Source organism: Pseudomonas sp. R5(2019) (assembly GCF_009905435.1).
Taxonomy (GTDB): Bacteria; Pseudomonadota; Gammaproteobacteria; order Pseudomonadales; family Pseudomonadaceae; genus Aquipseudomonas.
Genome location: NZ_JAAAMT010000012.1, coordinates 96,368 through 113,554, shown reverse-complemented (window position 1 = coordinate 113,554; position 17,187 = coordinate 96,368). Strand labels below are relative to the sequence as shown.

Annotated in this window: 18 protein-coding genes; 10 read left to right on the top strand and 8 right to left on the bottom strand. The window is 60.9% G+C overall.

What is annotated here, in order from left to right:
* Positions 1 to 25: 25 nt before the first annotated feature.
* Together GUY40_RS10800 and GUY40_RS10795 are read right to left on the bottom strand one after the other, a co-directional pair.
* Positions 26 to 1,255, bottom strand: a complete 1,230-nt coding sequence (locus tag GUY40_RS10800; RefSeq protein ID WP_166568946.1) for a transporter associated domain-containing protein — start codon at positions 1,253 to 1,255, stop codon at positions 26 to 28.
* Between the two features lie 6 nt (positions 1,256 to 1,261).
* On the bottom strand, positions 1,262 to 2,074 hold the full coding sequence (locus GUY40_RS10795; protein ID WP_166568945.1) for a cytochrome c biogenesis protein CcsA: 813 nt from the start codon (positions 2,072 to 2,074) through the stop codon (positions 1,262 to 1,264).
* Between the two features lie 145 nt (positions 2,075 to 2,219).
* Here GUY40_RS10795 and ffh point away from each other — a divergent pair, with 145 nt between their 5' ends.
* The 9 genes from ffh (at position 2,220) to thrC (ending at position 10,585) form a co-directional block, all read left to right on the top strand.
* Entirely contained in the window at positions 2,220 to 3,599 is a 1,380-nt protein-coding gene (gene ffh, locus GUY40_RS10790; protein ID WP_166568944.1) for a signal recognition particle protein, read from the top strand.
* Between the two features lie 244 nt (positions 3,600 to 3,843).
* Positions 3,844 to 4,095, top strand: coding sequence for a 30S ribosomal protein S16 (rpsP, locus tag GUY40_RS10785; RefSeq protein ID WP_166568943.1), 252 nt, complete (start codon positions 3,844 to 3,846; stop codon positions 4,093 to 4,095).
* A 5-nt stretch (positions 4,096 to 4,100) separates the two neighbouring features.
* Positions 4,101 to 4,637 carry a ribosome maturation factor RimM gene (gene rimM / locus GUY40_RS10780; RefSeq protein WP_166568942.1) on the top strand — a complete coding sequence of 179 codons (537 nt, stop codon included), beginning with the start codon at positions 4,101 to 4,103 and terminating at the stop codon, positions 4,635 to 4,637.
* A 3-nt stretch (positions 4,638 to 4,640) separates the two neighbouring features.
* On the top strand, positions 4,641 to 5,393 hold the full coding sequence (gene trmD / locus GUY40_RS10775) for a tRNA (guanosine(37)-N1)-methyltransferase TrmD (RefSeq protein ID WP_166568941.1): 753 nt from the start codon (positions 4,641 to 4,643) through the stop codon (positions 5,391 to 5,393).
* A gap of 42 nt (positions 5,394 to 5,435) precedes the next feature.
* Positions 5,436 to 5,786 (top strand): 50S ribosomal protein L19, encoded by a 351-nt coding sequence (gene rplS / locus GUY40_RS10770; RefSeq protein ID WP_166568940.1) that lies wholly within the window; start codon positions 5,436 to 5,438, stop codon positions 5,784 to 5,786.
* Between the two features lie 219 nt (positions 5,787 to 6,005).
* The gene (xerD, locus tag GUY40_RS10765) at positions 6,006 to 6,902 is read left to right on the top strand and encodes a site-specific tyrosine recombinase XerD (protein ID WP_166568939.1); all 897 of its coding nucleotides are present in this window, start codon (positions 6,006 to 6,008) and stop codon (positions 6,900 to 6,902) included.
* Between the two features lie 131 nt (positions 6,903 to 7,033).
* Complete coding sequence (dsbC, locus tag GUY40_RS10760; protein ID WP_166568938.1) at positions 7,034 to 7,762, top strand: bifunctional protein-disulfide isomerase/oxidoreductase DsbC; 729 nt, start codon at positions 7,034 to 7,036, stop codon at positions 7,760 to 7,762.
* Between the two features lie 81 nt (positions 7,763 to 7,843).
* Positions 7,844 to 9,148 (top strand): homoserine dehydrogenase, encoded by a 1,305-nt coding sequence (locus GUY40_RS10755; protein ID WP_166568937.1) that lies wholly within the window; start codon positions 7,844 to 7,846, stop codon positions 9,146 to 9,148.
* 27 nt (positions 9,149 to 9,175) lie between these two features.
* The gene (thrC, locus tag GUY40_RS10750; protein ID WP_166568936.1) at positions 9,176 to 10,585 is read left to right on the top strand and encodes a threonine synthase; all 1,410 of its coding nucleotides are present in this window, start codon (positions 9,176 to 9,178) and stop codon (positions 10,583 to 10,585) included.
* A 98-nt stretch (positions 10,586 to 10,683) separates the two neighbouring features.
* Here thrC and GUY40_RS10745 read toward each other — a convergent pair whose 3' ends face one another.
* Positions 10,684 to 12,132 carry a DUF2235 domain-containing protein gene (locus GUY40_RS10745; protein WP_371924776.1) on the bottom strand — a complete coding sequence of 483 codons (1,449 nt, stop codon included), beginning with the start codon at positions 12,130 to 12,132 and terminating at the stop codon, positions 10,684 to 10,686.
* Between the two features lie 45 nt (positions 12,133 to 12,177).
* Here GUY40_RS10745 and GUY40_RS28770 point away from each other — a divergent pair, with 45 nt between their 5' ends.
* Positions 12,178 to 12,606: a hypothetical protein gene (locus GUY40_RS28770; RefSeq protein ID WP_371924774.1), complete on the top strand. Its 429-nt coding sequence runs from the start codon at positions 12,178 to 12,180 to the stop codon at positions 12,604 to 12,606.
* Here the strand turns inward: GUY40_RS28770 and GUY40_RS10740 are convergent.
* Genes GUY40_RS10740 through GUY40_RS10720 form a run of 5 tightly spaced genes read right to left on the bottom strand, consistent with a single transcriptional unit; the run spans position 12,576 to position 17,071 of the window.
* Positions 12,576 to 13,049: a DUF3304 domain-containing protein gene (locus tag GUY40_RS10740; protein WP_166568934.1), complete on the bottom strand. Its 474-nt coding sequence runs from the start codon at positions 13,047 to 13,049 to the stop codon at positions 12,576 to 12,578. The two genes, GUY40_RS28770 and GUY40_RS10740, sit on opposite strands and share 31 nt — an antisense overlap.
* A 41-nt stretch (positions 13,050 to 13,090) precedes the next feature.
* Positions 13,091 to 13,609 (bottom strand): DUF3304 domain-containing protein, encoded by a 519-nt coding sequence (locus GUY40_RS10735; protein WP_166568933.1) that lies wholly within the window; start codon positions 13,607 to 13,609, stop codon positions 13,091 to 13,093.
* On the bottom strand, positions 13,606 to 14,127 hold the full coding sequence (locus tag GUY40_RS10730) for a DUF3304 domain-containing protein (RefSeq protein ID WP_218585443.1): 522 nt from the start codon (positions 14,125 to 14,127) through the stop codon (positions 13,606 to 13,608). The genes GUY40_RS10735 and GUY40_RS10730 overlap by 4 nt, the downstream gene beginning before the upstream one ends.
* The gene (locus GUY40_RS10725) at positions 14,124 to 14,948 is read right to left on the bottom strand and encodes a DUF4123 domain-containing protein (protein ID WP_166568932.1); all 825 of its coding nucleotides are present in this window, start codon (positions 14,946 to 14,948) and stop codon (positions 14,124 to 14,126) included. The genes GUY40_RS10730 and GUY40_RS10725 overlap by 4 nt, the downstream gene beginning before the upstream one ends.
* Positions 14,945 to 17,071, bottom strand: coding sequence for a type VI secretion system Vgr family protein (locus tag GUY40_RS10720; protein ID WP_166568931.1), 2,127 nt, complete (start codon positions 17,069 to 17,071; stop codon positions 14,945 to 14,947). The genes GUY40_RS10725 and GUY40_RS10720 overlap by 4 nt, the downstream gene beginning before the upstream one ends.
* Positions 17,072 to 17,187 lie beyond the last annotated feature (116 nt).

Below are 17,187 nucleotides of genomic sequence, written 5' to 3'. Positions count from 1 at the left end.
TAGGAACCGCCCGCTTGAGGGACAACTAGCGCGAGCGGGTCACCGCCCAGGCCATGACCCGGCTGACGCGGTTCTCCTCGGTTTCGAGGATTTCCAGCCGGTAGCGGCCGATTTTCAGGCAGACCGCGCTTTCAGGAATGGTTTCCAGTGCCTCGGTGATCAAGCCGTTGAGGGTCTTGGGACCGTCGCTGGGCAAGTGCCAGCCCAGGCTTTTGTTCAGCTCGCGCAGGGACGCGGCGCCTTCGATGACGAAGCGGCCATCGGCCTGGGGGTGGATATGTGGGTTGTCGAGGCTGTGCTCGTCTTCGAATTCGCCGACGATTTCTTCGAGAATGTCTTCAAGGGTAACAATGCCCTGTACCTCACCGTATTCGTCGACCACGATGCCCAGGCGCCGCTGCTGTTTGTGAAAGTTCAGCAGTTGCAGCGGCAGCGGCGTGCTTTCGGGGACGAAATAGGCCGGGTAACAGGCTGCCAGCAGGGCTTCGCGGGTCAGCTGCGACTTGGGTAGCAGGTGGCTGATCTGGCGGGTATTGAGCACCGACTCGACCTGGTTGATATCGCTGTGAAACACCGGCAACCGGGTGTGGCGGCTGATGATCAACTGCTCGGTGATGGCTTCGATGGAATCATCAAGGTTGATGCCATCGACTTCGCTGCGGGTGACCAGGATATCGTTGACCGTGATCCGCTCCAGTGCCTGGATACCGCTGAGCAGGTGTGGCTTGGGCGGGCGTCCGTTGTGGTCCTGCGTGTCGAGGGGCAGTGCGCCCGGTTCTTCATCGTCCTGATGATTAACGGCACTCGGCCGAGCAGTGAAGGGGCGCAACAGCAGGCGAGCGATGCCTTCCAGCAGCCAGGCCAGCGGATAAAGCGCCTTGAGCGGCAGGGGCAGCAGGCCATTGCCCAGGCTGATGAAGGCCAGCGGCTGGCGCTTGGCGAGCAGGCGCGGCAGGTAGTCGGCCAATACCAGCAGAATAATCATGGCGCAGACGCCACCCAGCCAGATTCCGGGCTCCCCCCATTCGCGCTGGGCCAGCAGGATGGCCAGAATGACCGTCAGCCCCTTGCACAGCAGGTTGCCCAGCACCAGGCTTTGCAGTGGGAAGTCCAGCCTCGGCCGGTCGCCGGCGCGGGTTTTTGGCCGCTGTGCGGCCAGGTGCTGATGAGCGGCTTCAACGCCGCCCAGCAAAATTGACCAAAGCAGCGCCAGGACGAGGATGCCGAGCAGCGGGCCGGTGGGCAGGTTGGTCATGGGCGCTCAGATATGCAGGATGAATTCGCGTACCAGCTTGCTGCCGAAGTACGCCAACATCAGCAGGCAGAAGCCGGCCAGGGTCCAGCGAATGGCCTTGTGGCCACGCCAGCCGAGACGATTGCGCCCCCAGAGCAGAACGCTGAACACGAACCAGGCCAGGCACGCCAGCAAGGTCTTGTGCACCAGGTGCTGGGCGAACAGGTTGTCGAGGAACAGCCAGCCGGAGATCAGCGATAGCGACAGCAACACCCAGCCGGCCCACAGAAAGCCGAACAACAGGCTTTCCATCGTTTGCAGCGGCGGGAAGTTGCGAATCAGCCCGGACGGGTGCTTGTGCTTGAGCTGGTGGTCCTGCAGCAATAGAAGCAGGCTCTGCACCACGGCAATGGTGAACATGCCGTAGGCCAGGATCGACAGCAGGATATGCGCAAGAATACCGGGTGATTCATTGATCACCGGCACCGTACCGGTGGGGGCGAACTGGGCGATCAAGGTGGTGAGCAGGCCCAGCGGAAACAACAGCAACAGCAGGTTTTCCACCGGAATGCGGGCGCAGGCCAGCAGGGTCAGGCCGATCACGGCGGCGGCAATCAGGCTGGCGGCGCTGAAAAAGTCCAGGCTCAGGCCCAGAGGCGTCAGCAACTGCCAGAACAGCGCTGTGGCCTGGGCAATGACGGCCAGTGTGCCGAGCAGGCACAACAGCCGTTTGTCGGCCTTGGCGCCTTGTCCTAGACGCAGGCCTTGATAGAGGATCGCAGCGGCATAGAGAAGGGCGGCGGCGAGGCTGGGTAGCAAGCTGGGTGACAAGGGGAGCATAAGTCCTGTTAGGCGAACCCGAAAGTCGCTGAGTTTGGCATAGAACGCCGTTCACACGAAAGACTGCGGCACCAGACATATGGTGTCCGTGTCGCGCAGTCTTCGCTATAATCCGCGACCTGCTCACGCCACAGGCTCGCCGAGAATGTTTGAAAACCTTACCGACCGTCTTTCCCAGACGCTGCGCCATGTCACTGGCAAGGCCAAACTGACCGAAGACAATATCAAGGACACGCTGCGCGAAGTGCGTATGGCCTTGCTCGAAGCCGACGTCGCCTTGCCGGTCGTCAAGGACTTCGTCAACAAGGTCAAGGAACGCGCCGTCGGTACGGAAGTGTCGCGCAGCCTGACCCCGGGCCAGGCGTTCGTGAAGATCGTCCAGGCCGAACTCGAAGAGCTGATGGGCGCAGCCAACGAAGACCTGTCGCTGAACGTCGCGCCACCGGCTGTGGTGCTGATGGCGGGCTTGCAGGGTGCGGGCAAGACCACCACCGCCGGCAAGCTGGCGCGCTTCCTTAAAGAGCGCAAGAAAAAGACCGTGATGGTGGTGTCGGCCGACGTCTACCGTCCGGCGGCGATCAAGCAGCTCGAAACCCTGGCCAATGACATTGGCGTCACCTTCTTCCCTTCGGACTTGAGCCAGAAGCCGGTAGCGATCGCAGAAGCCGCGATTCGCGAGGCCAGGCTGAAGTTCATCGACGTGGTAATCGTCGACACCGCCGGCCGCCTGCACATCGATGCCGACATGATGGCCGAGATCCAGAGCCTGCACGCGGCGGTCAAGCCGGTCGAGACGCTGTTCGTCGTCGACGCCATGACCGGCCAGGATGCGGCCAACACCGCCAAGGCTTTCGGTGACGCGCTGCCGCTGACCGGTGTGATCCTGACCAAGGTCGACGGCGACGCCCGTGGCGGTGCTGCCCTGTCGGTGCGCGCGATCACCGGCAAGCCGATCAAGTTCATCGGCATGGGCGAGAAAACCGAAGCCCTTGAGCCTTTCCACCCTGACCGGATCGCCTCGCGCATCCTCGGTATGGGTGACGTGCTGAGCCTGATCGAACAGGCCGAGCAGACGCTGGACAAAGAGAAGGCCGACAAACTGGCCAAGAAGCTGAAGAAGGGCAAGGGTTTCGACCTGGAAGACTTCCGCGACCAGCTGCAACAAATGAAGAACATGGGTGGCCTGGGCGGCCTGATGGACAAGCTGCCAAACATCGGTGGCGTCAACCTGGCCCAGATGGGCAACGCCCAGGGCGCGGCCGAGAAGCAGTTCAAGCAGATGGAAGCCATCATCAACTCGATGACCCCGGCCGAGCGTCGCGACCCTGACCTGATCAGCGGCTCGCGCAAGCGCCGGATCGCCCAGGGCTCCGGCACCCAGGTGCAGGACATCGGCCGCCTGATCAAGCAGCACAAGCAAATGCAGAAGATGATGAAGAAGTTTTCTGCCAAGGGCGGCATGGCCAAGATGATGCGCGGCATGGGTGGAATGTTGCCAGGTGGCGGCGGCATGCCCAAGCTGTAAAGAATTCTGATGAACGGCAGTCGCACTCGCCTGAGTGCTGCCTTTTATCCGAACCCGCCTCGGCGGGAACCTAGTGCCGCTGCGTGCAGCGGCTTCAATGGCAAGTCATGACGGCAAGCACCTGCGCGCCGGAAAAAGGCATTTGCAAAAGTCCGTATATTCCTTGAGAATATGCGGCCTTTCGGGCACCCGTGTGCCCGCTGTGCATTATGATTTGCAGCACCGACTACAGGAACGATGTTCAATGCTAACCATTCGTCTTGCCCGTGGCGGCTCTAAAAAGCGCCCATTCTACCAACTGACCGTAACCGACTCCCGCAACCCGCGTGACGGTTCCCACAAAGAGCACGTTGGTTTCTTCAACCCGGTTGCTCGTGGTCAGGAAGTCAAACTGTCTGTGAACCAAGAGCGCGTAGCCTACTGGCTGAGCGTTGGCGCACAGCCTTCTGAGCGTGTTGCTCAGTTGCTGAAGGAAGCTGCCAAGGCCGCGGCCTGAGCAATATGAACGCGACGCCAGAAAATGCAGATGACCTGATCGTTGTCGGCAAGATTTTTTCGGTTCACGGCGTTCGCGGCGAGGTGAAGGTGTTTTCCTTTACCGATCCGATTGAAAACCTGTTGGATTACCCTCGCTGGACGCTTCGGCACGAAGGCAAGGTAAAGCAGGTAGAGCTGGTCAGTGGCCGTTCCACTCAAAAGGACCTGGTCGCCAAGCTCAAAGGCCTCGACGATCGCGATGAAGCCCGTCTTCTGAGCGGTTACGAGATTTGTATCTCGCGTAGCCTTTTGCCCAACCTGCCTGTCGACGAGTACTACTGGTACCAGTTGGTAGGTCTGAAAGTCATCAATCAGGACGAACAGCTGTTCGGCACGGTTGATCACCTGTTGGAGACCGGCGCGAACGATGTAATGGTGGTCAAGCCTTGCGCAGGCAGCCTGGATGATCGCGAGCGTCTATTGCCCTATACGGAGCAATGCGTGCTGGCAATCGACCTGGGTGCAGGCGAAATGAGGGTTGAATGGGACGCGGACTTCTAAACGATGGCGAGCCTTCGTGTCGAGGTCATTACGCTGTTCCCCGAAATGTTTTCGGCCATCAGCGAGTACGGCATTACCAGCCGCGCGGTGAAACAGGGGTTGTTGCAACTGACCTGTTGGAATCCGCGGGACTACACCACTGATCGACACCATACGGTAGATGATCGGCCGTTTGGCGGTGGTCCGGGGATGGTGATGAAGATCAAGCCCCTCGAAGATGCTCTGGTTCAGGCCAGGCAGGCAGCAGGGGAAGCGGCGAAGGTTATTTACCTGTCGCCACAAGGCCGTCAACTGAATCAGTCGGCGGTACGCGAACTGGCGAATGCGGAATCGTTGATTCTCATCGCAGGTCGTTATGAAGGCATCGACGAGCGGTTCATTCAGGCTCATGTCGATGAAGAGTGGTCGATTGGGGACTACGTATTGTCTGGCGGCGAGCTGCCAGCGATGGTCCTGATTGATGCGGTTACACGACTGCTGCCCGGAGCTTTAGGGCATGCGGACTCCGCGGAGGAAGATTCCTTCACGGATGGGCTGCTTGATTGCCCGCATTACACCCGACCGGAAGTATATGCGGATCAGCGTGTTCCCGACGTGTTGCTCAGTGGCAACCATGCACACATCCGGCGATGGCGTTTACAGCAGTCCCTTGGGCGGACCTATGAACGACGCGCCGATCTTCTGGAAAGTCGCTCACTTTCTGGAGAAGAGAAGAAGCTGCTGACGGAGTATCTCCGTGAGCGGGACGATAGTTAACGTATCGATGGTAGATCAGACGATTTACCTTAGGAGCACAGCATGACCAACAAAATCATTCTGCAACTCGAAGCCGAGCAGATGACCAAAGAGATCCCGACCTTTGCCCCGGGCGACACCATTGTCGTTCAGGTGAAAGTGAAGGAAGGTGACCGTTCCCGTCTGCAGGCGTTCGAAGGCGTTGTCATTGCCAAGCGCAATCGCGGCATCAACAGCGCATTCACCGTTCGCAAAATCTCCAACGGTGTTGGCGTTGAGCGTACTTTCCAGACCTACAGCCCGCAAATCGACAGCCTGGCCGTGAAACGTCGTGGTGACGTGCGTAAAGCCAAGCTGTACTACCTGCGTGACCTGTCTGGTAAAGCAGCTCGCATCAAGGAAAAACTGGCTTAAGTCCAGTTTTGCCAGCGGTCACGGGGCCGCGATGCAGAAAAAAGCAGCCTTCGGGCTGCTTTTTTGTGCCTGGAATTTGGCTTGGCCCGCTCATGTGTGGGCCACCTGCTGGTCAACACATTCAGCGACCGGGCAAATTCGTTCATTCAAGCTCCCTAACCTGGCTGTGTTGTGGAAGACTAGCGCGGTGTTTTGCCAATCTCTATTTTTCGAGCCCTCATGCCTGCCGTCGAACACCCCCTGATCGATCAATACCTCGATGCCCTCTGGCTGGAAAAGGGCCTGGCCGACAATACCCGCGAGGCTTACCGCAGTGACCTGGCGCTGTTCAATGGCTGGTTACAGGAGCAGGGCGTGGAGTTGCCCAAGGCCGGCCGGGAGATGATTCTCGACCATCTGGGCTGGCGCCTGGAGCAGGCCTACAAGCCCCGCTCGACCGCGCGATTTCTCTCCGGCGTGCGTGGCTTTTATCGCTATCTGTTGCGCGAAAAGCTGATCGAGCTCGACCCGACCTTGCAGATCGAGATGCCACAGCTGGGTAAGCCATTGCCCAAATCCTTGTCGGAAGCCGACGTCGAATCGCTGCTGCAAGCTCCTGATACCAGCGAGGCGCTCGGTCAGCGCGATCGGGCGATGCTTGAAGTGCTCTACGCCTGTGGCTTGCGCGTCACTGAACTGATCAGCCTGACGCTGGACCAGGTGAACTTGCGCCAGGGCGTGTTGCGGGTCATGGGCAAAGGCAGCAAGGAGCGGTTGGTGCCGATGGGTGAGGAGGCCGTGGTATGGCTCGAGCGCTACCTGCGCGATGGTCGCAACGACTTGCTGGGCGGGCGTCCCAGTGATGTGCTGTTTCCCAGCCAGCGTGGCGACATGATGACCCGCCAGACGTTCTGGCACCGGATCAAGCACCACGCCACCGTCGCCGGCATCGGCAAGGCCCTGTCGCCGCATACCCTGCGGCATGCCTTCGCGACCCATTTGCTCAACCATGGCGCGGACCTGCGTGTGGTGCAGATGCTGCTGGGGCACAGCGACCTGTCCACCACGCAGATCTATACCCATGTGGCCAAGGCGCGATTGCAGGAATTGCACGCCCGACATCACCCGCGGGGTTGAATTTCAGAAAGTGTCTTGTCCGCGAAGGCGGTCGTGCACGAAAAGCTGCCGTATGGCGCGCATGCGCAGTCGGCCACGCCGGGCATCTATGGTAGGCTTGGCCGGTTTGATGTCCGCCTTCAGGAGTTTTCATGCGCGTGACCCAGTTTTTTGCCGCCGCCGCGCTTGCGCTGGTCAGCACTTTCGCCCTTGCCGACAACCCCGAACAGGCCATTCGCAAGACCCTCGATGCCTTGAACCTGGATGTGCCGGTCGACAGCGTCGCCGCCAGCCCCGTCAATGGTCTGTATGAAGTCAAGCTGCAGGGCGGCCGCGTGCTCTATGCCAGCGCCGACGGCCAGTTTTTCATGCAGGGTTACCTGTTCCAGATGAAAGACGGCAAACCGGTCAACCTGACCGAGAAGGTCGAGCGCCAGGCCATTGCCAAGAGCATCAACGGCATTCCAGCCGGTGAGATGGTCGTTTACCCGGCAGTGGGCGAGACCAAGTCCCACATCACCGTGTTTACCGACACCACCTGCCCGTATTGCCACAAGCTGCACGAAGAAGTGCCCGAGCTGAACCGCCGAGGTATCGAAGTGCGTTATGTCGCCTTCCCGCGTCAGGGCCTGGGTTCTGAAGGTGACAAGCAGTTGCAGGCCGTCTGGTGCTCCACCGACCGCAACAAAGCGCTCGACAGCATGATCAAAGGCAATACCATCAAGGCGCCAACCTGCGCCAACCCGGTTGCCCGTCAGTTCCAGTTGGGCCAGTCGATTGGTGTCAGCGGTACACCGGCCATCGTTCTGGAAGACGGCCAGGTCATTCCGGGCTACCAGCCGGCCCCGCAAGTTGCGAAACTGGCGCTGGCAACCAAGTAATCATTCATCAGTACGTCGCAGGGCAGCCTGCGGCAGATTTTACGGCCGGCCTCGCGTCGGCCGTTTCATGGGGAGTTCACAGTGAAACCGGTCAAAGTAGGCATCTGTGGGTTGGGGACCGTCGGTGGCGGTACCTTCAATGTACTTCAGCGTAACGCCGAGGAGATCGCCCGCCGTGCCGGGCGTGGTATCGAAGTGGCACAGATTGCCATGCGTTCGCAAAACCCGAATTGCCAGATTACCGGTACCCCCATTACCGCTGATGTGTTCGAGGTCGCGACCAACCCCCAGATCGATATCGTCATCGAATTGATCGGCGGCTACACCGTTGCCCGCGAGCTGGTGCTCAAGGCCATCGAGAACGGCAAGCACGTGGTCACCGCCAACAAGGCGCTGATTGCCGTCCACGGTAACGAGATTTTCGCCAAGGCCCGGGAGAAGGGCGTGATCGTTGCGTTCGAAGCGGCCGTGGCCGGCGGCATCCCGGTGATCAAGGCCATCCGCGAAGGCCTGTCGGCCAACCGCATCAACTGGGTTGCCGGCATCATCAACGGTACTGGCAACTTCATTCTGACCGAGATGCGCGAAAAGGGCCGTACCTTCGAAGACGTGCTGGCCGAAGCGCAAGCGCTGGGCTACGCCGAAGCGGACCCGACCTTTGACGTGGAAGGCATCGATGCCGCTCACAAGCTGACCATCCTCGCCTCGATCGCCTTCGGTATCCCGCTGCAGTTCGACAAGGCCTACACCGAAGGCATCACCAAGCTGACCACTGCCGACGTCAACTACGCCGAAGCGCTGGGCTACCGCATCAAGCACCTGGGCGTGGCGCGCAGCACTGCCCACGGCATCGAGTTGCGTGTACATCCGACGCTGATCCCGGCCGACCGCCTGATCGCCAACGTCAATGGCGTGATGAACGCGGTGATGGTCAATGGCGATGCCGCCGGTTCCACCCTGTTCTACGGCGCCGGCGCCGGCATGGAGCCTACGGCTTCGTCGGTGGTTGCCGACCTGGTGGACGTGGTCCGTGCCATGACCTCCGACCCGGAAAACCGCGTACCGCACCTGGCGTTCCAGCCCGACTCGCTGTCGGCACACCCGATCCTGCCGATCGAAGCCTGCGAAAGCGCCTACTACCTGCGTATCCAGGCCAAGGATCACCCGGGCGTACTGGCCCAGGTCGCGAGCATCCTGTCCGAGCGCGGCATCAACATCGAATCGATCATGCAGAAGGAAGTCGAAGAACACGACGGCCTGGTGCCGATGATCCTGCTGACTCATCGCGTGCAAGAGCAACGCATGAACGATGCCATCACCGCCCTGGAAGCCTTGGAGGATGTGGTCGGCAACGTGGTGCGCATCCGCGTCGAACAATTGAATTGAGCAGCAACTGATTTAGAGGAATAGGTCATGCGTTATATCAGTACTCGCGGCCAGGCCCCGGCCCTGAACTTTGAAGACGTGCTGCTGGCAGGTCTTGCCAGCGACGGCGGTCTGTATGTGCCCGAGAACCTGCCCCGGTTCACCCAGGAAGAAATCGCTTCCTGGGCCGGTTTGCCCTACCACGAGCTGGCGTTCCGGGTGATGCGCCCGTTCGTCACCGGCAGCATCGCCGATGCCGACTTCAAGAAGATCCTCGAAGAAACCTACGGCACCTTCGAGCACGCTGCCGTGGCGCCGCTGCGTCAGCTCAATGGCAATGAATGGGTGCTGGAGCTGTTCCACGGCCCGACCCTGGCCTTCAAGGACTTCGCCCTGCAATTGCTCGGCCGCCTGCTGGACCACGTGCTGGCCAAGCGTGGCGAGCGCGTGGTGATCATCGGTGCCACCAGCGGTGACACCGGTTCTGCCGCCATCGAAGGTTGCCGTCGTTGCGACAACGTCGACATCTTCATCCTGCACCCGCACCAGCGCGTGTCGGAAGTTCAGCGTCGGCAGATGACCACTATCTTCGGCGAGAACATCCACAACATCGCCATCGAAGGCAACTTCGATGACTGCCAGGAAATGGTCAAGGCCAGCTTCGCTGACCAGGGCTTCCTGAAGGGCACTCGCCTGGTGGCGGTCAACTCGATCAACTGGGCGCGGATCATGGCCCAGATCGTCTACTACTTCCACGCAGCCCTGCAGCTGGGCGGCCCGGCGCGTTCGGTGGCATTCTCGGTGCCAACCGGCAACTTCGGCGACATTTTCGCCGGCTACCTGGCACGCAACATGGGTCTGCCGATCAGCCAGCTGATCGTCGCCACCAACCGCAACGACATCCTGCACCGCTTCATGAGCGGCAACCAGTACGTCAAGCAAACCCTGCACGCGACCCTGTCGCCGTCGATGGACATCATGGTTTCCTCGAATTTCGAGCGCCTGCTGTTTGATCTGCACGGTCGCAACGGTGCCGCGATTGCCGGCCTGATGGACACCTTCAAGCAAGGTGGCGGTTTCAGCGTCGACGAAGACCGCTGGACCGAAGCGCGCAAACTGTTCGACTCGCTGGCCGTGGATGACGAAGCCACCTGCGAGACCATCGCCCAGGTCTACGCCCAGACCGGCGAAGTGCTCGACCCGCACACCGCCATCGGCGTCAAGGCCGGCCGCGAGTGCCGCCGCAGCCTCGACACCCCGATGGTGGTGCTGGGTACCGCGCACCCGGTCAAGTTCCCGGATGCGGTCGAGAAGGCCGGTGTCGGCAAGGCGCTGACCCTGCCCGCGCACCTGACCGACCTGTTCGAGCGAGACGAGAAGTGCACCGTACTGCCGAACGACCTGAAAGCCGTCCAGGCCTTCGTCAGCCAGCACGGCAATCGCGGCAAGCCGCTGTGATTGAGGCCCGTCTTGTGACGGGTCTGTGAGTGTGACAAAAAGCCCCTGGTCGAAAGATCCGGGGCTTTTTGTTGGGTGCATGTCTTGCCGATTGACCGTTACCAGGGGCCATTGAACAGTTTGCGGGTGTCGATGCTGTTCTGCAGCGAGCGCTTGTGTACCTCGCGTTCGTGCTGGGCGGCTTCATGTTGTTGCTGCTCGGTGAGAGGGGCGTTGGTGATGGGGCGATTGCTGCCCCGGTAGATTCGGCGATAGCGCAGGTAACCCTGCGTCTCCCAGCTGCCGGGCACCAGGTCGACACAGCCGGTCAGCCAGTGGGGCTGATGGAGCGGGCGGAAACCGGCGTAGGAGTCGTGCACGTAGTTGGCGAACAGGAACGCTTCCGGCGTCAGGTTTTCCGGGTTCTCGGGTGTGCCCAGCGGTGCATGGGCCTTCAGGTGGGTCAGCACCTCACTGGCTTCCGCCGCCAGCGTGGCGCGCCGCAGGCCCTTCTGCACGGCCAGGCCGGCGAACAACTCGGGGCTCCACTGTGCCGCCAGCCGGTATCGGTCCATTTCCTCCTCGGTCATTCCCGTCAGCGCTGCAATGTCGGCCGACAGGGTTTCATTGGCACCGGCCATGTCCTTTCGGTCCTGCTCATTGGCGCGCTGTACCCAGGAGAGGCGGGTCGCGTAGACGGTGCGAACCTGATAGCGCCAGGCCAGGTAGGGGAGCAGCCATTGGGCGGTGGTGGCTTCGCAGGGGCTGGCGGACATGAAGGCGGTGTAGGCGTTGCGCACGTCGGGGTGGATGTCGAAGGGGTTATAGGCACCGTCGTTGGCCAATTTCTTATTCAATGGTACTTGCGCTGTTTTGGCTGCTTGGTACATCAATTCCAGCGGAATCTGCGACAGTACATCGCTGGCCTGGCCGCTGGGGCTGCGCCCTTGGGATGTGTGGCCGTAACCGCCGCCAACATCCGAGTGCATGCCCGGCAAGGCCAGCTGTATAGCGCGCTTGGGTAGGCTGCCGTCGGCCAGGCGGATGCTCTCCAACGGAAACGAGGTACGGTTCTCGTGCATGGCGATGTAATGCACGCATTGATGCACTGTGTCTGGAATGCGTAGCGACTCGGGCTTGGCCCAGGCGAAGTGGCCGTCTCCTCCCAGGCTGTCGGAAATGCCCACTGACGCCACGGTGTCGAATATGCCCAGAAAGCGCAGTTGAGTCGGCACGCCGCACAGTCGGTCGCCTTTGAGCAATGGGCTTAGCCAGTTGCAGAACACGCGTGCTTGCGCCGCCCCCCGTGAGAACCCGAACACATCGATGGTGATGTTGATGAGGGTGGGCTGCGTCGCCTTCGCCACCTTTTCGGCTATTCGCTGCGCTTGATTGTGGAAGAACGCCTCGGCGTGGGCTCGCCTGCCGTTGGCTTCACACAACAACCCGCCGATGGTGCGCATGCCCACGGCATCGAGGGCTTGGGAGTCTTGGACGCTACCTGCCAGGGGAGTGTAGGAGAGTGTTTTGGGGTTGTAGGTGCGTGTGCCGTTGCGGCACAGGGCCATGAAAGTTTCAGGTGCGTAGGCGCGTCTGCCACTCGCGACAGCTTGATGGATGAAGTCAAGAACACCCAACAAGGCGAAATTGATACGCCCATCTCCCCCGCGTCCCATGGAAGGGCCGAACATTGCGTAATCGTCCTCGCCAATATCCGGGAATGGTGTGCCCACGCCAGGGATGTAGAGTCGATGGAGTCCCAGCTGTGGTTGTTCCGGAAAAGCTTGATAGAGCCTTGCCACATTACTGTCTTTACGTGCCTGACGTTGAGTCATCCCCAGACCGGGATTGCAGCCCTCGGCCTCATCCCAATCCTGATTATTGCCAGTACCATCAAAAAAGACACCGATTTGCACGGTTGTTTCGCAGTTCTCGGTTTTAGTAAGGCATTGCGGAAAAAGGGGAAAAACGTCCGGTGTCGGACCTTTGGGATGAGCCTTGAATATTTCACTCACTCTAGTCGCTCCATGACGGTTGGTTGATCTTGCGGCGGACAATGGGAGGCCCAACCGTCGTAGACATCCCAGGGATGTTTCTGTGGGATTGGATCGTGCGGGCCGAGATAGTCGGCATTGGGTCCGTATATTCCGGGACCGATATCGGAAGAGACCACCCGCACTGAACCGTCACCCATGAAATGCACCCATGCATGGCCGACCTTGTCGTAGCGCTCCACGGGTACGCTGCGTTCAAAGCTTTCCCAACCGCAGTCGCGCCAGTTGGTGACATTCCACTGCACCACGGCGGTCAGGTCTGGTCGCCATGTTCTCGGCAAGCTGGCACAACAGACCACGCTCCCACCTTTACCGGCCTGGAAGCCGCTGGTGCCGTTGAGCGAGAAGTTCTGCACGCTCATGTGGTCGGGTAGGTGATCGATACCAGTCAAGCCGGCGGAAACGCTGTCCTCGCGGGTGTCGCAGGCCATAAGTGGAAGGCAAAGGCATAGGAGTAACAGACATCTTTCAATCACTGGAGTCGCTCCATGACAGTTGGCTGGTCTTGCGGCGGGCAATGGGTACTCTGGGGGCCGTAAACTTTCCAAGGATGTTTTTGAGGGATTAGGTCATGCGGGCCGGGATAGTCGGCATTAGGTCCGTAAATACCGGGACCAATATCGGAAGACACCACCCGTACCGAACCATCGGCCATGAAGTGCACCCAGGCATGGCCGACTTTGTCGTAGCGCTCTACCGGTACGCGGCGTTCGAACCTTTCCCAGCCACAGTCGCGCCAGTTGGTCACATTCCACCGCACCACGGCGGTCAGGTCCGGCTGCCACTTTCTCGGCAAGCTGACGCAACAGACTTCGCGTCCGCCTTTACCGGCCTGGAAGCCGCTGGTGCCGTTGAGCGAGAAATTCTGCACGCTCATGTGGTCGGGTAGGTGATCGATACCAGTCAACCCGGCGGAAACGTTGTCCTCACGGGTGTCGCAGCCCATTAGCAGCAGACAAAGGCTCGGGAGTACCAGCCATTTTTTTTTCATTGCAATCGCTCCATGACTATTGGCTGGTCTTGCGGCGGGCAATGAGAGGCCCAGCTGCCGTAGACGTCCCAGGGATGTTTCTGCGGGATCGGATCGTGCGGGCCTGGGTAATCGGTATTTGCTACACGGATGCCCGGACCAATATCGGAAGAAACCACCCGTACCGAACCATCGCCCATGAAGTGCACCCAGGCATGGCCGACCTTTTCGTAGGGCTCCACGGGCACACGGCGCTCGTAGCTTTCCCAACCGCAGTCGCGCCAGTTGGTCACATTCCACTGCACCACGGCGGTCAGGTCTGGCCGCCACGATCTAGGCAAGCTGACGCAACAGACTTCGCTACCACCTTTTCCGGCTTGAAAGCCGCCAGTGCCGTTGAGCGAGAAGTTCTGCACACTCAGGTGGTCGGGCAGGTGATCGATGCCGGTCAACCCGGCGGAAACGCTGTCCTCGCGGGAGTCACAACCTGCCAGCACCAGGCTCAGCAGCGGTGCGGCCATTCTCAGGGGAAAGATCATGTCCGCCTTCCCGTTCCAATCTGGGCGAACTCCAGCACTCGGCTGATATCCCCGCTGCGCTGTGCCTGTAGCAACGCCGACTGGAACTGCTCTTGCTTCAACAATAGGCCGGCGGTCTGCCAGATCACCCGATTGGCCGCCACTTGAACCGGTACGCTTTCCACACCCATGCGGCGCAACCAGGCGTAGGTCTGGCAAGTCCAGTGGTAGCGCTCGTGGGGCTGACCGTGCGGGGGCAGGCCGTCGTCGATCTGGGCGGTAGCGTCGAACAACTCACCGATTCGACCGTTCTCGATGAGTTGATGCCACTGCTGCGGTTGCAGCCGCAAAGGTAATGAGACCTCGGCAGCCACCTCGTCGGGATGCGGTGCCAGGGCCTTGTGAACGTTGCCGGTCAAATCGAGGTGATTCCAAGTGTTGATAGGGCCCAGCGTGGCACGGCGTTGTGCGGGCGTCAGGGTGCGCCAGAGATCGCTGAAGGCACGGCCGTCCGCATAGCGGAAATAGTAACGTTGCGTGCCGCCGGATTGCAGATAGCGCAGGGCTCGCAGGTGCTCCAGCAACGCAGGGAGTGGCGCCCGGCAAGTCAGGCCGCTGCAGGCAAAACGCTGTTCGGTGCCACTGGTGAGGAGGGTGCGGGTGTATTCGTTGACAGGGTCGGTGGTGGGCAGCAGCCAGGGCCCGACGCTGGCTGCCTGCTCGCCCAGATCGTCGTAAAGACGATACAGGCCAGGTTGCTCCAGCAGCCATGACGGGGCGGTGCTGTTCAGCAACGCCCCGTCGAACAGGTAATAACGCTGCGTGTTGGCTGGAATATTCATCGTACGGGGACCACAGCGCCGCCCGTGCGGGCCGCGCGCAGAAAGCATGCCAGGCAGAAGTCGCTGGCCTCCCCGGCATCGGGCTTGCCATCGATGACATAGGGGGTGCCGCGGCCTTCTGTAGCGACGCTTATGGGGGCTTTGACGTAAATGGCCACGGCATCCAGTGTGATGCCAGCATCGTCGATGCTGATGGTGCCGCCTGGCCCTTTGATGATCAGGCTTTCTCCAGCCTGCAGCTCGTACAGCCGAGTTCGACTGCGGATTGCTTGCCCGGCCTGCAACTCGACATGCCCTGCGACGGTCTGCTCAAGGTTACCGCCGATGTTTACCCAGTGATTGGCGCCGGTCTTGTCACGGCGGTTGTTGTCGACCTCTTCGGTGCGGTCCTTGCCGGTGCGGATGCTGTGGTTGCGGCCAATAGTGAGAAATTCGTCCTGACGGATGTCGTGGCGGCGGTCCTGGCCGATATGGACCTGCTCGTCATTGCCTACGGTCTCCTGGCGGTCGTGGCCGATGGTGATGGTTTCATCGTGTTCGACCTGTTCGCAGCGGTCATGACCGACGAAGGTGGTTTCATCGTGGTTGACGTGGAGGTTCTGATCCTTCTGAGCGTGGACGTAGATTTTTTCCTGCCCCGCCTCGTCCTCGAAACGCAGTTCGTTGAAACCCTTGCCCTTGTGGGTTGCGCTCTTGATGGTCATCCGCGTCTTGTGTTTCGGCAGTTCATAGGGCGGCAATTGCAGGCGGTTGTAGGTGCGGCCGATGATCAGCGGCTGGTCGCAGTCGCCGTCGAGATAATGGATGACCACTTCCTGGCCGATGCGCGGAATGGCCATGTGGCCCCAGGTGGCGCCAGCCCAGTTCTGCGCCACGCGGATCCAGCAGGAGCTGTGCTCGTCGTGCTGGCCTTGGCGGTCCCAGGGGAACTGGACTTTCACCCGGCCGTATTCGTCGGTGTAGATTTCTTCCCCCGGCGGGCCGACCACCACGGCGGTCTGCGGGCCGTCGATGCGCGGGCGGGGCAGGGGTTCGGCGCGCCATTCGGCGTCGTCTGCCACCAGGTCAGCGACGTAGCTATAGCGGGTACCCTGCTGGGCGTCGGCGCTGTCTTCGGCCTGGCTGGTGTGCTGGATGCCGTGGTGGACCATGCGCACCGGCCGCCAGCCACGATTGAGGTCTTCTCGGGGATGGCCTTCCAGATAAAAAGAGATTCCTGGTTGCAGGCGCGGATCATCGCCCTCGACGCAGGCCATGCGTGCATCGCGGCGATGGCCGCGCAGGCGGTTGGTCAGGATCGGCTTGGCGACCTCGTCGAATTTGTGTCGGCCGGGGTAGTCGTAGCGCTCGTAGCCACGGCCCTGGTGGTCGAGGTCGGAGCCCTCCAGGCTGTGTTGGTGGGTGTAATTCGGGTGCTGGAAGGTGTAATCGCGCTGGGTCTGGCGGGCGGTGCGCACGTTTTCGCTGTAGGCGAAGCGGCGCAGCGCCGGTTGCGGTTGATCGCCGCCGGGCGCCGGATTGTAAAGCACGGGTTCGTCGTCGAGACGACCGTGGATAAACAAGCGGTCGCTGTGGACCAGCTGGTGGCCTTCGGCGCTGTGGCGGAAGGAATAGAAGAAGCCTTCCTCGCGCAGGATCCGTTCGATGAAGTCGTAGTCCGTGTCGCCGGCCTGCACGCAGTACTCACGCGGTTGGCGCGCCTCAGTGACGCGTTGCTCGTAGTCCAGCGTGAGGCCGTGGGGCTTGAGCACGGCGTGGGCGATTTGCGGGACAGTCAGGGTCTGGAAGATGCGCCAGTCGGAACACAGCTTGAGCCGCGCTAGGCGCGGTTCGACCATGGCGCGGTAACGGGTCCGTCTGAACCCCGTGTCACCTTGCACGAAGGACGACACTGCGCCATGAACAAAGCGTACCGGCGTCTGGCCATGCCAGATCGTCAGCAGCCCCGGGCGATCGAGGACCTGGCCGAAGTCGATGGCGGGGTTGGGGCTGGTCAGTTCCAACGATAGAAGGAAGGTTTCGGACAAACCTTCGGTAAGAGTGAACTCGACGACATCGAAGGCGCCGGGGGTTTCACCGCCGAGAATGTCGAAAGTAAAGCGCAGATCGGATTGGCTGGGCATGACGAGCTTCCTGCTATTCCATCCCGCCCACCGTGAGTTGGCGGACGGTTAAAAGGGTAAGCGTCAGCGCCTGGATGGGGGCGAATATCAAGCCATTCAGGGTGCTACGACAGTGA